This window comes from Mangrovibacter yixingensis, from assembly GCF_020523985.1.
In the GTDB taxonomy this organism is placed as follows: domain Bacteria; phylum Pseudomonadota; class Gammaproteobacteria; order Enterobacterales; family Enterobacteriaceae; genus Mangrovibacter; species Mangrovibacter yixingensis.
In genome coordinates, this window is sequence record NZ_JAIVKM010000001.1 from 473,356 (window position 1) to 488,939 (window position 15,584).

Sequence of the window (15,584 nt, forward strand, 5' to 3'; positions counted from 1 at the left end):
TGGTGCGTAGTGTGATCCACCCTTAAAAATACTGCAGTTCACCAGGCGGGCAGATGTTTTATCTGCGCGTTTTTTCTGCTCCTGGTTTGCAAATTTCATTGCTCTGTTACTTAGCGATACCTCAAATATAAAAAGACACATTTTTTTACCCATAGATACCCATGCTGGCATGCAACCTGCTGAATGAACTCCGTTACACAACACATCACATCAACAAAGCGTTCAGATAGCCGGGCCAGTGAGTGCCGGAACTGAAAATAAGGGGTAGGTCAGATGGTGAAACATGGACTAAAAAAGGGGTTGGGATTAGTCGATCTCACCCTGCTGGGGATAGGGTCAATGATTGGCTCGGGCTGGCTTTATGCCGCGCTCACCAGTGCAGGATATGCCGGTGCACAGACAGGCTGGGCATGGATTCTGGGGGCCGTAATCGTATTACTCATTGGCCTGGTATTTGCTGAGTTATCAGCGGCTTTACCGCGCGCCGGGGGGTTTGTTCGTTACCCTAACTACTCACACGGAAATGTAGTGGGTTTTGTCATTGGTGTCAGTTCTCTGCTGGCGTATACCAGTACAGCCGGGGTTGAAGTGGAGGCGGTACGCCAGTATGCGGTTTACTGGTGGCCTGCTTTGGGGCACACCGATGGTAGCCCAACGGCGGCAGGTTTTGCGGTGCAGATTGGGCTGCTGGTGGTCTTTTTCTTGCTGAACTACTGGAGTGTGAAAGTGTTTGGCCGGGTTAACACCATTGTCACCGCTTTCAAATTCATTGTGCCATTGCTGACAATTGTCACATTATTTATGTATTTCAATGGTGCAAACCTGGATGTTCCACCGCCACCACCTGGCGGCACGCACGGTATCTTCTCCTCACTCACCGGGGCCGGGATTGTCTTTGCATACCTGGGCTTCCGCCAGGCGGTAGATTTTGCAAGTGAAGCAAAGAACCCACAGCGTGATGTCCCGCTCTCAATCATGATTGCGATTGGGTTAAGTTTCGTGATTTATTTGCTGCTGCAATATGCTTTCCTGGGGGCTGTACCTTCAGAAGCATTGAGTGCGCATGGTTGGGATGGGCTGAAACAGGTACTGCAATCACCTTATGCTGATCTGGCTCGCAGCCTGGGTATTACCTGGCTGATTAACCTTATTCTTGTTGATGCCGTTATCTCTCCGGCGGGTACGGGTAACATCTACCTTGCTGGTGCAAGCCGCGTATTGTTTGCATGGGCGCGTAATGGCCACTTATTTAAAGTGTTCGGTAAAATAGACGAAAAATCTGGTGTGCCGCGTGGTGCATTGTGGTTGTCACTGGTGTTGGCGATTGCCTGGACCTTGCCGTCCGAATTCCAGGTGTGGGGTGGGTTGATTGGTGCCGTTACCTCAGCAACAGTCTTCACCTATTTGCCTGGGCCTATTTCTGCCGGTGCTTTCCGCCGCCATTTGCCCCATTTACACCGTCCTTTCCGCCTGCCGCTGTTTAATCTGCTAAGTCCACTGGCATTTGTAGCCAGCACTTTGCTGGTTTACTGGAGTGGCTGGTCAGTTAACATTATTTTGCTGCCAATCCTGATTGTTGCCTGGGTTTTGTATGCCCTGTTTGCGAAGAAAGGGCAACATCATCAACGCGATGTTGGTAGTGCCTGGTGGTTGTTGATTTATTATATCGCCATGATGGTGATTTCCGGTCTTGGTACGTTTGGCGGTACCGGGTTAATTAGCTCACCGTGGGATATGATCCTGTCGGCTGTGGTTAGCCTGGTGTGCTACTACTGGGGCGTAAGTGCCAGCCTGGCAGTGCCTGAAATCACTGAAGAAGAAGATGAAACGCTGGTAACTGAACACATTAATCAAGAAGGTTATGCCCAGTAATTCATTCAATTAATAGCCAGTAACATTCAACGGTAATGCCGTTAGTTTCCCCGCCTGGGTGAATAATATTGCCCAGGCGGGGTTTCTTTTTTCTTGCCTGAAGGGGGAGTCGCGCAGCCTCAGGGCCGTCTCTTTTTGGCTGGATGCTGTGTAACACATTCAGAAGATTGTTGAATATGAGCCGTGTTTGCCTGCAAGAAGAATACAACAGACTTACTTAGAAAAACGGGGAAGATGTGTAAGGTCAAGAAATAGCGGGCTTATTCTAATGCAAACTTTCTATATTAATGCATTACATGAGTATGATGCCGAATACCATGGGCAGGTTTCCCTGCACAAATAAGCCAGCCGCTTGCTATGTAAAATAAAAAGAAGGTAAACAGACGTATCATCGCGTCTTGTGGAACAGAGTATACCGTTATAGTTCTACGGCAATAGCGAAATTAGATGATATTTTGTACGCTATTTATGTGATGAGATGCAGTTTATATGTAAGAAAAGGGTATTTTTAAGATTGGTAAATGGGATTAGCATCACAGTAAAAAGCTTATATTATGAAAGTTAAACAATTTTTAATTGGCGGGTTAATGCCGATTTAACCCGCCGGAGTGAAGCGTTGTTTTATTTTGTTACAATTGGCTCAGGGAATAAGCCACCTTGTTTTTATTCCTGACTAACACAAACAAGGCCAGCATCCCCACCAATGCCAGGCAACTGGCCAGAACAAATGCTGCGTGGTAACCCCCGCCATATTGAATCAAAAAACCAGTGATGACCGGGGACATAATCCCGGCAAGGTTAGCCAGCAGGTGGACAAACCCACCAGTCGTTCCAATACGTTCTGCCGGAACAATATCTTGCAATAACGACCAGCATGCCTGTGGTGTCATGTAGGCAAAAATAGTTGCCAGTGTGATGCAACTGACAGCAACAGCCAGGCTTTGCGCCCATGCCGCAGCCAGTACACTTACAGCGGCGATACCCAGGCCCATAAAAATGACCATTTTACGTGAAAACAGAAAGTTATTCGTCTTACGGTAAATGGCGTCACACACGCCGCCCCCACCAATAAAGCCCAGCGTGGCACCTAACCAGGGCAAAATGCCAATAATACTCATGCTTTTGATATCCAGATGCTGGAAGTCAGTTAAATAACTGGGCAGCCAGGAGAGAAAGAAATACTGGATATAGTTAAAGCAGAAGAAAGCAGCCGCCACACCCAGTACAGATGGGGAAAGGATGTAGTGCCAGAAGGTATGCTGTTGTGTATCGCCGCTATTCTGAACACTGGTTGCCGGGCGGTTCTCGGCGATAAACTGCGCTTCTTCTTTGCTTACTGAAGGGTGCATTTCTGGCTTATCACGAAACAGCAGTAACCAGGCACCCAGCCAGATGAACCCAAGGCAGGCAATCACGATGAAAGCGATTCGCCAGCCATACCACAGGCCGACAAACCCCACGATAGGCGCGGCAATCGCAGCCCCTAATGGCTGCCCGGCATTAGTAAAGCCAACTGCACGGCCCACTTCTGATTTGGGGAACCAGTTTGCGATAGATTTATTGGTGGTTGTCCCCATAGGGCCTTCACCAATACCAAACAGTACCCGGACGATGAGCAGATGAAAAAAGCCGCTAACCAGCGCGGTGGCTCCGCAAAATATAGACCAGATCCCAGCGGCCCATGCATACACTTTCCGTGGGCCCAGGCGGTCAGCGCCCCAACCACCAATAAAGCAAAACACGCAGTACCCAACAAAAAAACAACTGAACAGAATACCCATATGGGCATCGTCCATACTCAGGTCGTGCTTAATTAAGGGTGCCATAACTGATAATGCGGCTCTGTCGAGATAGTTGAGCATTCCGGCGAAGAACAGCAGCAGTGCTATGACAACGCGATAACGGTTTTTAAGCATGGGAACCTCCATTGAAAATGCAGGTTGCGCTGGCGATAGTGAAATCAGCCAGTACTTCCGGGTTCGGTTCAAATCCAAGTCCGGGTGAGTCAGGTAACGTCATCTCAGGTTGGATATTGAGGAAGGGGTGGAGCAATGGCGTCCACTGAACCCAGGGAACTTCAAGGCGGACATTCTCTGGCAAAAGGCTTATCAGATGTGCTGTTGCCAGAAGCCCGGCTCCATAATAAAAACAGTGAGGAATAACAGTGACTGCATGTTCCCGCCCAAGGGCAAAGACCCGTAACATGCCGCTGATTCCGCCAACTTTACAAACGCTGGGTTGTAAAATATCGACAGCACCGGTGCTTACCAGCCGGGCAAAATCTGCATCACCAGCGGCATTCTCTCCGGCAGAAAGCGGAACGCCATGGCGGCGAACAGTTGCCAGCCCTGCATAGTCATCTGGTGGCCAAACGGGTTCCTCCAGCCAGGTGAGATTGAGTTCACGTAATGCATCAGCCTGCTGGCAAGCTTCTTCCACGGACCAGGGGCAATTCACATCGACCATTAATGACACATCGGCTGGAAGGGCCCGACGGACGGCGGCAATCGCGGGGAGAGCCGTTTCATGGAGTTTGATAGCATCATAACCTTGCTGCCATACTTCACGGGCTTTTTCTGCAACCCTGGCCGGTTCATTGCCATAACTGACAAGGCTTGGGTAAACGCGAATTACAGGGCGTTTGGCTCCAAGATAGCGCCACAGAGGTTGTTCAGCTTTACGGGAAAGCAAGTCCCACAGAGCGATATCTATTGCCGATAATGCATAACGTACTGGCCCTGTCCGCCCAAAACCATGAAAGGCGTAGTCTGCGCTAGTCATCAATGCATCGAGATCTGCTCTGGTGCTCAGTGTTTTGCCAAGGAAAAAAGGCCCAACGGATTGTTCTAATGCACAGAAAGTGACAGGGTTAATTAAGTGCCCAAAGGCTTCTCCCCAGCCTGTCAAGCCATCATCGGTTTCTATACATACCAGTAAAGACTCCATCTTACTTAATGCAGGTGAAGCCGCATTATAATCCTGGTGCGCATCAGCATATTTTTCCCGTCCAGAGTCAAAAGGAATAGCAATACGCGTGAGGGTTATTTTTTCTATTTTCATCATGCCCCCTGGTTAGAGTGAATAAATAAGTAACGTATTTATTCTATGCCTAAGCCTGGCCAGACTGTTTTGTGCATCCGGTTGATATGTTTTATTTTATCTGAATGGTGTTCGGGCATTTGCCTGGTCGTTTGTGGGGATGCTCACAGATAGTCAGTGGAGCGGAATTGTTCTGGGGGAGTCTTTTGCCCAACTATCACTTCAATGAAATGAAAGTTAGCCTCTGTTTTTTTTGCCTGGGATATTTCTTATGTGTTGGTGGTTTTATTATTGGTTATGGTTATTTGTAGCTATTTTGTTACATAATTCAATTAAAACCATATTGACTATATGGCCTTGTTTTTCATTATTTTTGTTGATTAGAACTTAGGCTTTTCGCCACAATAGCTTTGCTAATTTCTGGCCATAGACAAGCACGTATTCCCGGTCCGGTGGTGCGCTGTTTTACTCTGGTATGTTTTCCCCCGGTTAATCCGATCCCTGGGCTGTGTTTACCTGAGATGTTTGTATGATGGTTACCCACTATAATTTTGTTCTTGTGGCTATTTCTTTTCTGGTTGCTGTTGTTGCGTCTTACACCGCTTTGGATATGGCGGGCAGAGTAATGGAAGTAAAAAGCCGGGCTGCCCGTTGGTGGCTGGCTGGTGGTGGAACAGCAATGGGGATTGGCATTTGGGCCATGCATTTTATTGGTATGTTGGCGATGGTTATGCCAGTCAGGCTTGCTTATAACCTGCCAATGACGCTGCTTTCTTTACTTTTGGGTATTGCGGCATCGCTTTTTGCTCTTCGCCTGGTTTGCCACTCTGTATTGCCCGTATACCGGTTAATTTTTGGCAGTATCACCATGGGAAGTGGCATTGTTGCAATGCACTATACCGGAATGATGGCCGTGGAAATCTCACCAGCCATTATTTGGGACCCGTTCTGGGTTGCCGTCTCTATTATGGTTGCCTTTATTGCGGCAGGTGCCGCTCTTTATTTAACTTTCCGTTTGCGTATGCGACGCCGGGCGGTGCATTTGTATCGGGCTGCCGCTGCTTGTGTGATGGGCGTTGGCATTGCGGGAATGCATTATACCGGAATGATGGCCGCGCATTTCCCTGAACATGGCCATGGGGCACCAGGATTGAACAGTAGTTGGATAGCACTACTTGTCACCCTGGTTAGCCTGACTATTCTGGGTATTGCACTGTTGACCTCGGTGTTTGATGCCCGCTTACATGATAAAACCAACGAACTGGTTAGCTCGTTAGCCCTGGCGAATGCTGAACTGGCGAAACGTGCGCATTACGACGGGTTAACTGGCCTGCCTAATCGCGGGTGGCTGGAAGAACAACTGGCTGTCATTCTGGACAATGCTCACCGTGAGAATGGGCGTTTTGCATTAATGTTCCTTGATTTGGATGACTTCAAACAAGTTAATGACAGGCTAGGCCACCAATCCGGGGATTTACTGCTGGTGGAGGCTGTGGCTCGTATGAAGCCCGTTTTGGCAGACCGAGGGATCCTTGCCCGGCAGGGAGGGGATGAGTTTGTTCTGTTTATGCCCATAGAACGCGCAATCGAAGCGGCCGGAATTGCCAAAAAATTGGTTGAGAGTATGGCCGCGCTTTATGTGGTAGCTGAACAATCAGTGCGGGTAAGTTTGAGTGTGGGTATTGCACTTTATCCGGAGGATGGGCGCGATGTCCGTGAGCTAATGTTTAATGCTGACACCGCGATGTATTACACCAAACAGAACGGGCGTAATAACTTTCATTTTTACCAGAAAAGGATGGGCGACCGGCAAATCCAGGAAAACCAACTGGTTGGTGAATTGCACCAGGCTCTCAGAAATCAGGAGTTTTGCCTGTATTACCAGCCTAAATTTTGTGCTCCCACGGGGGGAGTTCTTGGCTTTGAAGCCTTAATTCGCTGGCAACATCCCGAGAGGGGAATGCTGGCACCAGACAGTTTTCTGCCTTGTGCTGAGAAATTCGGTTTAATTATCCCTTTAGGGAATTGGGTGCTGGACGAGGCCTGCCGCCAATTGGCGCAGTGGCGGGCTGAAGGTGCCACTCACTGGTCTGTGGCAGTCAATTTATCTGCCTTGCAACTGGCACAACCTGGCCTTGTCGCGCAAGTGCTCACTTGCCTTGAGAAATACCAGCTACCACCAGACGTACTGACACTGGAAATAACGGAAACCTCGGCAATTAATAACCCACAAGAGAGCGCTTCTCGCCTGGCCCAATTGAAAGCCCGTGGGGTGAAGATCTCGATTGATGATTTTGGGACTGGTTACGCGAATTTACTCTATCTGAAAGCGTTACCGGCCAGTGAACTGAAAATTGATCGGGCGTTTATAAAAGATACGGACCCCAACTCACAAAACACGGCAATTGTGGCTCTGATTATTGATTTGGCCCGGTCCCTGAAGCTCAATGTCGTTGCTGAGGGAGTAGAAACAGTGGCACAAAAGAACTTTTTCACCGGGCTTGGTTGTGATGTACTGCAAGGGTATTTATTAGGGAAACCGCTACCGGCCAAATCAGTCATTCCTCTTCTCCATAAGCGGTAATTAACACTAAGAGCCTGTCCCATTAGGGCTATTTTACTTGCCATTTTGAACTGTAATTGTTATTGGGTGTTGCTATGGTGCCTTATCTGGAAACTGAACGGTTATTGTTGCAGCCACTCTGCCAGAGTGATGCTCCGCAGATACAAAAGACTTTCCCTCGTTGGGAAATTGTTCGTTATCTGGTGGCTTCGATACCCTGGCCTTATCCTGCTGATGGTGCACAAAAATTTTTGTCTGAGGTTGCCTTGCCTGCTATGGAAGCTCAACAGGCATGGATATGGTCGTTACGCTTGAAGTCTGCGCCAGATAAACTGATTGGCATAATCGGTCTTTATGATAAGGAAGATAACCACCGTGGTTTTTGGCTGGCACCTGAATATCAACACCAGGGGTTAATGGCTGAAGCCTGTGAATGTGCCAATGCCTATTGGTTTACAGAACTTAACCGCCCATTATTACGGGTTGAAAAGGCGACGGTTAACGCTCGTTCAGAGGTTATTTCAAAAGCCCAACATATGCGCAAAATAAAATCGTATACACAAAATTATGTTGGTGGTGTGTTTGCAACATCTTTATGGGAGTTAACCCGTGAAGAGTGGCTATCTTACCACTTGCCCAGCGAATAAAGCTCGCCACTAATGAGTAACAAGTTAAACTGCATGTTGTATTTATTAATGCCAGGCTATGAATAAAATGGCCTGTTGGTGTATGCAGGGTGATTTTACCCATAAGTTGTAGGGGGCTGCTGAATTATTTTTAGTGCAATTTATATCATAAGTGGTTTTTCTGCTGGGCGAGTTCATCTCTCTATTTTCTCTCTATCTCACTCTATTTTCTCTGAATACGGTTTTTCCCGAAGCCTGCCATTAATCTATTCCCGGTGGCCAGTTGTTTACACTGGTATCAACTTCACATTTAGAACCTGTCCCATTAGGGCTATTTTACTTTCCGTTTTGAATCTGGGCAGTGCTCGAAGTCCTCACGTACTCCGTGTACGCTCCGGTTTCTGCGCGCTGTCCGTGTCCAGACTGGCTGCGACAATAACGCCTACTGGGATAGGCTCTTATAGTGAAAAATCCCAAATGTTCTTAATATTTTTAAAATGTTTCTTGTTTTGGTTTGTTGGTTAAATTCCTGTTAATTTGAAGCATTAAAACGCATTAAAAATGCTACATGCATCACATAAATAGCCTTTTTAAGATTTTATATAGCGGCTTTTTTTTCAGGATTTTCTATTTTCTGATTCGTTTGCGTTAAGTTTTGTTGGTTTTTTATTCTGGTATTTTTTATTTTAATGATATTAATAAATTAAAAATAACAATTTAATGGTGTTTAATTTTACATACTGTCATATGAATGGTTTTATATTCCTGGCTGGCATTGCGGGTTTTCCGCCAGCGTGATGGGAAACAAAGCAATGCTTCAGAGCACAATCTGCCGAACTTGAATCGTGTGCATGACTGAAGCCTGTTTATTGTCTGCATGACTAACAAAAAGTTAAGGCTTAAAGGGTCTATTATGAACAACCAAATTCATATTGATGGTGAAAACTATTTCATTACACTGGCAATAACAAAAGTGATGGATGATATTCTGAAAAATAGCCAGTTGAATATTTCCCACCTAAAAATGGCTGCAGTGGTTGATGCTACCCCATTTCTGGAATTGCAGCGCTTTCAGAAATTATCACTTGATGTTTATGATTTGATTTTCTGTTCAGAGTATTTTTATAATATTGTTTGTGAATTTTCACCTGAAAATATCAATAAATTTGTTTGTGTTGATAACGATATTGCCAGCTTACGTAATAATTTGGAATCGTTAATTAAAGGGTTTAACAGGAATTACAGTACCCGGCCTTATTTTCCTGACGGTGACAGAGAGAAGTCACTTTTCACACCGTGTGAATTATCATTTATCAATGACTATTTTTCTTGCATGAGGGCAAAGCAAATTGCCCGGGTAACAGGCAATAATGTGAAATCTGTTTCGAATAAGAAACGTAATATTATGAATAAAATTCACTGCACTAAGAACAGCGATTTTTATATTACCCTGTACTTTCTCAATATGTTGCATAAAGTTGAATTGGAACTGCATGAACCCATCACCAATGTGCGTAGCACTGTTGCATGGAAACGCGTCTCTGGCCAGGAGACTGGCGCTTTTCAGTATGCGCACTAATATGCGTTAATGTCAGCCCCCCGTTAACGTTATCTCCCGGCGTAGATTTTTTGTGGCAGCCGCGTTTGATAAGCATGTGCTGGTGTAAAAATATAAGGTGTAAAAGAGAGTTGTATAACCATGTAATGGGATAATCGCATGGTTGTACAACTGCATAGTTACAGAACTATGCTATGCTTTGCCCATCCTGGTGACAGGAAGCACACGGACACTAAAGGCGGCCTTAACCTTACCCTATATGAATTATCTTATTGCTAATACGGTCATCTATGACACGGAAAGTGGTGCCTTCATATTGCAAGGTGCAGTGAATCAGGATGACGCAAAAACACTTACGCCTACAGCTAACCGTATTCTTGCCTTATTACTGTCTGCACCGGGTGAAGTTTTTAAACGTGAAGACATTCTTGATAAGGTCTGGGAATCTCAGGGGCATGCTGGTTCAAACAGCTCTCTTAACCAGTACATCAGTATTTTGCGTAAGGCCCTCTCTGAGTGGATTTCTGATACCGATATTATTGTTTCCGTCCCACGAGTCGGGTTCTATTTTAATGCAGATATTTCCGTTGTTCCCTGGGTTGAAGCCGCGGATGAAGAACCTGAAAAAGTAGACGAAATACCCGCCCATTCTTCGCGTTCGTCTCTTATTCCTCTGGTTGTTAATCTGGGGCTGATTGCCGCCATTTTGCTGGTGGTTACCCTTGCAGTGAAAAGTTACCGTGAGGTACATATCACTCCGTTGTACAGCAAAGTTTACTCGCAAGGAAAACTGGGGTTATGCCAGTTAAACACCTGGCATAAGTTAAGCCCGGATATGAAAAAAAATGCGCTGGAGATACTCAACCAGACTGCGCCAGACCTAAAAGAAAAATGCCTGAGCGAACCCGCCGTGATTTATTTCCAAATCCAAAAACAAGTTTATTTAGGCCGTGAAGGGCGGATATTTTTTGCCACTTGTTCACAGGAGAAAGGACAAAGTAACCTGCTTTATTGCGACAGTACCTATAAATATAACTGGAGTAAGAAATGATGGTGTCGCGCATTCTGGCGGGTGTGTTGGTGGTGGCAATGTGCGTGCTGGCGGCAGTCAAAATGACCAGTACCGCAGACCCGGTGCTGTTGAATTGCGAAGCCAGCCTGCATTATGAAGATGCGGCATCTGTGGTGCCACTTTCTTATGATGGCACAATTACTTTCCACGCCTCTGGGAAAAACATTGGGCAGTTCCTGTTGTCCGGGAAAGTTCGTTACCAGAATCAGCTGTATTCATTGTCACGCCAGGCTGTGTTCGACTACGACAATATTGTCCTGAACCAGTACCGCTTGAAAGTGACCAGCATGGAACGCATGGGGCATGATGACCTGCCGGAGAATGTGTTCCCGATAGTCTTTAAGCGCCTGAGCCTTGGCAATTCAATGGTGTTGTATATTAACCCGGTGAATTCCCAGTCACTGGTTATTGGCAATGTTGTGTCGCCAATTGCACTGTGCATGCACCAGGCGAAATAACGCAGGCTCAGTGCAACGGGCTGGATGCCACCGGGCAACGGAGCCCGGTGGCTGTGAAGTACGCACGTTTTACTCAATCATCTCTTTGGTTATACCTAACCGTTTCATTCGTGAAAGCAATGTGGTGCGCTTGATACCAAGGCGTTGTGCTGCTCCACGGGGCCCGGCGACCACGCCATTTGTTTCTTTCAGAACACGCAGAATTTGCTGGCCTTCATCTTCGCCCTGCAATGGCGTATCGGTATCTTCCGGTAGCTCAAAGCTGGCTCGTTCATTCAGCGTAACTTGTTCAGGCAACGACAGTTGCAGCACACTACCACGGGTTAACAGCACAGCACGTTCGATGACATTTTCCAGTTCACGCACGTTACCCGGCCAGTCCATGCGGCTTAAGGTGCGCAGTGTTTCTGCCGGAATACTGTCAATGCTGCGCCCCATACGGCGGGCTATCTTGAATGTGAACGCTTTTACCAGTAATGGAATATCTTCCCGGCGTTCACGCAGGGGAGGTAACTGAATAGGGAAGACATTAAGCCGGTAGTAGAGGTCGCTGCGAAATTCCCTGTCGGTGACCATCTGTTTCAAATCCCGGTTGGTTGCGGCAATCAACCTGACGTCGGCGTTGATGACTTTATTACTGCCAAGGCGCTCAAACTCTTTCTCTTGTAATACGCGTAATAATTTCGGCTGTAATTCCAGCGGCATATCACCCACTTCATCGAGAAACAGCGAACTTTTATCTGCCAGTTCAAAGCGGCCAATACGTTGGGTGCTGGCACCAGTAAACGCGCCACGTTCATGGCCGAACAGATCACTTTCCAGTAAACCGGCAGGCATGGCCGCGCAGTTGATTTTTACCATGCGCCGGTTATTACGCCCGCTCAGGTTATGGATAGCACGGGCTATCAGTTCCTTGCCGGTACCGGTTTCCCCAAGGATCAGAACGGTACTGTCGCTCTGTGCAACCATTTCCACTTGCTTCATGACCGATGACATCACATCACTGCGGCCAATAATTTCACCAAACTCACTGGAGACATTATTAATTTGTTCAGTCAGCGCCAGGTTTTCATCCACCAGTTTTTCTTTGAGCCGGTGAATTTCCTGGTACGCCAGCGCATTGTCTACCGCAATAGCAATACGCTCAGCAATTTGGCGCAATAACTTTATATTACTGGCAGTAAAGACTTTTTCTTCGCATTGAGCCAGCTTCAGTACGCCAACAATGTTTTGCCCGAACATCAGTGGTAACAGGCACAGTGTCTGGATTTGGTTGCCCCACATTTCAAACAGCATGCGTTCATAAGGCGCGTGTTCATCACGCTGGTTCAGGTTTACCAGCAGCATTTCCCGGCTTTTAAATACCCGTTCAGATAAGGTACCTGCTTCGTCTACTTCGCTCTGGTCGTGTACTGGTGCGGCTTTATCAACATAATGCGTAGACCAGATGCTGACCTTGTTCTTGCGCGAGTTACGCAACACCACACTGATAGAATCAATATTAAAGTAGTGATGGATCTCTTTTGCCGCTTCACTGACCAGCTCATCGAGATGCAATTTTGACAAGACAGCATTGGTAATGGCAACCAGAATACGGAAATCATCCCGTTCCCGGCACAAAATCTGGTATTCGTAACTGGAGGTCAGGCGGTGCTGAATCTGCTCAGCGGCAACACCTGCCACCTGGGTAAAGATTTGCAGGCGGCCAAACTCTTTTTCACTCCAGTTTTGTGTGTTTTGGCGGATAAATTCGCATCCACCAAAAATATGGCCTTCAGCCGCCAGGGGTAACAACCCATAGTGGCCAAACGTGCGATACAGTGGCATTTGAGCCAGTTGTGGCCAGGTCTCTTTAAATTCTTCGTACTCGCAATGCAGCGCTTCAGGGCGTGACAATATTCGGCGTAATGGGCCGTTCGCCAGCGCCGTTTCGTCTTCATACTCCAGTTGTGCGCCCTTGCCATCGGTGCCATAGAAGCTGGCGCGCTGATGGTGAGATTGCCACAGCAGAATATTCGCCTGGTCTGCCAAACCGGCCTGGCGAACCAACAGGGTGAGAGCTTCGGAAAGCGCACACAAATCAGCTTGTTGCAATAAAGTCCGGGTGATATCGAACAGACCTTGCTGCCCGAGATCGCTCATCGGTGTATATGACATAGTGCCCATCCAGTCAGGCGCGCCTTAGGGCGCACCTTGTTATTATTTTCATGTGTGACTTTAGTACATCTTAACGAATGGCAAAAAAGAAACGCCAAAAACTTATGCCATCAACAAATGCGCGGTAATGGCTCCGCGTGAGGGAGATCGAGAGTACGTTTTACACCGTATAAACCGGTGACTCGCACGCCTTTGCGTTCGACTACCTCGCCAATAATGGCAGCCTCTGCGCCAAGGGGGTGGGCACGAAGTTGCGCCAGCACACCTTCGGCTTTATCGCGTGCCACAACAATAACTAACTTGCCTTCATTGGCAAAATTGAGTGCATCCAACCCCAGTAATTCACACACACCGCGTACAGCCGGGTGTAAAGGCAGGTTGGCTTCATTAATTTCCATCCCACAGGCACTGACTGCTGCGTACTCATGCAGAACGGCATTCACGCCGCCACGGGTGGCATCGCGCATGGCTTTAATGCCCTGCAGGCCTGTTACCGCCTGAATCAGTGGGGTCAATACAGCACAGTCGCTGCGTAACTCACCATCCAGCCCAAGGGATTCACGCAAGTTAAGAATGGTTGCGCCATGGTCGCCCAGTGTGCCACTCACCAGAATCATATCCCCAGGTTTGACCTGGTTTGCGCCCCAATTAAGGTGGTGGGGTACAGCGCCGATACCGGCGGTGTTAATAAACAGCTTGTCTGCTGCCCCGCGCGGCACGACTTTGGTATCCCCGGTGACCACGGCAATACCTGCATCTTTGGCCGTTTTGGCCATACTGGTGACAACCTTTTCCAGGATGTCATAATCCAGGCCTTCTTCCAGAATAAACCCACAAGAAATCCAGCGAGGTATTCCACCACTGACTGAAACATCGTTGGCGGTACCACAGATGGCAAGTTTGCCGATGTTCCCACCGGGAAAGAATAAAGGGTCGATGACGTAGCTGTCGGTGGAAAATGCCAGGTGGTTACCACTTTTGGTTAACACATCCAGCGGTAAGCGTGCCTGATCTTCCTGGGTTGCCAGCCAGGGGTTGTCGAAGGCGTGCATAAACAGCTGGGCGATAAGTTGTTGCATTGCCTGCCCACCACTACCGTGGGCGAGGGTGACGGTTTTCATGCCACAGGTTCCTCTGCTCGATATTGATACCAGGCAGCACAGGCACCTTCTGAAGACACCATCAGCGCGCCAAACGCGCTTTGTGGGTTGCAGGTTTTGCCAAATAGTGGGCACTGATGTGGTTTACACCGGCCAGTAAGTACATCGCCACACCTGGCCCGTGGGTCGTCATTGACTGACTGGCGCACCGGGTTAAAGTGGCGTTCGGCGTCAAAACGCTGGTACTCAGGGGTTAAATGCACCCCGGAAGCATCAATAACACCCAGGCCACGCCATTCACTATCGCCATTGACCACAAATACATCGGCAATTGCCTGCTGTGCCAGTTTGTTGCCTTCATTAGGTACCACGCGGCTGTACTGGTTCTCAACGCATGCGTGATTCGCTATTTTCTGCTCAACCAGCATGGTTACGCCTTGCAGTAGATCAAGGGGTTCGAAACCAGCGACCACTAAAGGCCGATTAAATTGTTGCGTAATGAAATTATAAGCCTGAGTACCTATAACCATACTGACATGGCCAGGGGCCAGAAAAGCATCAATCTGGTTATCTGGCTGCTCCAGTAATTTTTGCAGCGTAGGGATCAGCGTGATGTGCTGGCAGAAAAAATAAAAATTACTGATGTTTTTCGCTTTTGCCTGGCGCAGGGTGATGGCCGTGGCAGGCATAGTTGTTTCAAAACCCAGCCCGAAGAACACGACTTTATGTTCCGGGTTTTGCTGGGCCAGTTTCAGTGCGTCCATTGGCGAATAGACAATACGGATATCCGCACCTGCTGTTTTGGCATCCAGCAGGGAGCCCTGGCGGCCAGGTACGCGTAGTGCATCGCCAAAGGTACAAAAGATAACACCAGGCCTTCGGGCAATATCGATACAGGTATCAATACGCCCCATAGGCAGCACACACACCGGGCAACCAGGACCGTGGATAAACTCGATATTGGGCGGCAATAACTGGTCCAGGCCAAACTTGAAAATGGCATGGGTGTGCCCGCCACAAACTTCCATGATCCGCAGTGGATGCTCTGGCGTGGCATCCAACAGCGGAGCCCGTTGTGCAAGGTGCGCCAGAAGTTTGCGTACCTGTTCCGGGTCGCGGTATTCATCGACCAGATGCAT

Annotated in this window: 11 protein-coding genes; 6 read left to right on the top strand and 5 right to left on the bottom strand. The window is 47.9% G+C overall.

All coding sequences use genetic code 11. The annotated features are described in order from the left end of the window. The first annotated feature begins 273 nt into the window (after positions 1–273). The gene (locus tag LC084_RS02275) at positions 274–1,872 is read left to right on the top strand and encodes an APC family permease (RefSeq protein ID WP_226568992.1); all 1,599 of its coding nucleotides are present in this window, start codon (positions 274–276) and stop codon (positions 1,870–1,872) included. A 629-nt stretch (positions 1,873–2,501) separates the two neighbouring features. On the opposite strand, the gene LC084_RS02280 is transcribed toward LC084_RS02275, so the two are convergent. Both LC084_RS02280 and LC084_RS02285 read right to left on the bottom strand, forming a co-directional pair. Then, the gene (locus tag LC084_RS02280) at positions 2,502–3,788 is read right to left on the bottom strand and encodes an MFS transporter (protein ID WP_226568994.1); all 1,287 of its coding nucleotides are present in this window, start codon (positions 3,786–3,788) and stop codon (positions 2,502–2,504) included. Continuing rightward, a complete protein-coding gene (locus LC084_RS02285) occupies positions 3,781–4,935 on the bottom strand; it encodes a mandelate racemase/muconate lactonizing enzyme family protein (RefSeq protein ID WP_226568996.1) in 1,155 nt (384 codons plus the stop codon). Before LC084_RS02285 ends, LC084_RS02280 begins: the two co-directional genes overlap by 8 nt. Before the next feature lie 505 nt (positions 4,936–5,440). On the opposite strand from LC084_RS02285, the gene LC084_RS02290 reads away from it, so the two are divergent. The 5 genes from LC084_RS02290 (at position 5,441) to LC084_RS02310 (ending at position 11,188) form a co-directional block, all read left to right on the top strand. Beyond that, the gene (locus LC084_RS02290; protein ID WP_226568997.1) at positions 5,441–7,495 is read left to right on the top strand and encodes a putative bifunctional diguanylate cyclase/phosphodiesterase; all 2,055 of its coding nucleotides are present in this window, start codon (positions 5,441–5,443) and stop codon (positions 7,493–7,495) included. Between the two features lie 74 nt (positions 7,496–7,569). Beyond that, entirely contained in the window at positions 7,570–8,121 is a 552-nt protein-coding gene (locus tag LC084_RS02295; RefSeq protein WP_226568999.1) for a GNAT family N-acetyltransferase, read from the top strand. Positions 8,122–8,977: 856 nt separating this feature from the next. After that, positions 8,978–9,679 carry a hypothetical protein gene (locus tag LC084_RS02300; protein WP_226569001.1) on the top strand — a complete coding sequence of 234 codons (702 nt, stop codon included), beginning with the start codon at positions 8,978–8,980 and terminating at the stop codon, positions 9,677–9,679. A 238-nt stretch (positions 9,680–9,917) separates the two neighbouring features. Then, on the top strand, positions 9,918–10,709 hold the full coding sequence (locus LC084_RS02305; RefSeq protein WP_226569003.1) for a winged helix-turn-helix domain-containing protein: 792 nt from the start codon (positions 9,918–9,920) through the stop codon (positions 10,707–10,709). Then, entirely contained in the window at positions 10,706–11,188 is a 483-nt protein-coding gene (locus LC084_RS02310) for a hypothetical protein (protein ID WP_226569005.1), read from the top strand. The genes LC084_RS02305 and LC084_RS02310 overlap by 4 nt, the downstream gene beginning before the upstream one ends. Positions 11,189–11,257: 69 nt before the next feature. Here LC084_RS02310 and flhA read toward each other — a convergent pair whose 3' ends face one another. The 3 genes from flhA to hypD form a co-directional block, all read right to left on the bottom strand. Next, positions 11,258–13,345: a formate hydrogenlyase transcriptional activator FlhA gene (gene flhA / locus LC084_RS02315; protein WP_226569006.1), complete on the bottom strand. Its 2,088-nt coding sequence runs from the start codon at positions 13,343–13,345 to the stop codon at positions 11,258–11,260. A 110-nt stretch (positions 13,346–13,455) separates the two neighbouring features. Beyond that, the gene (hypE, locus tag LC084_RS02320) at positions 13,456–14,466 is read right to left on the bottom strand and encodes a hydrogenase expression/formation protein HypE (RefSeq protein ID WP_226569008.1); all 1,011 of its coding nucleotides are present in this window, start codon (positions 14,464–14,466) and stop codon (positions 13,456–13,458) included. Continuing rightward, the gene (hypD, locus tag LC084_RS02325) at positions 14,463–15,584 is read right to left on the bottom strand and encodes a hydrogenase formation protein HypD (protein WP_226569010.1); all 1,122 of its coding nucleotides are present in this window, start codon (positions 15,582–15,584) and stop codon (positions 14,463–14,465) included. Before hypD ends, hypE begins: the two co-directional genes overlap by 4 nt.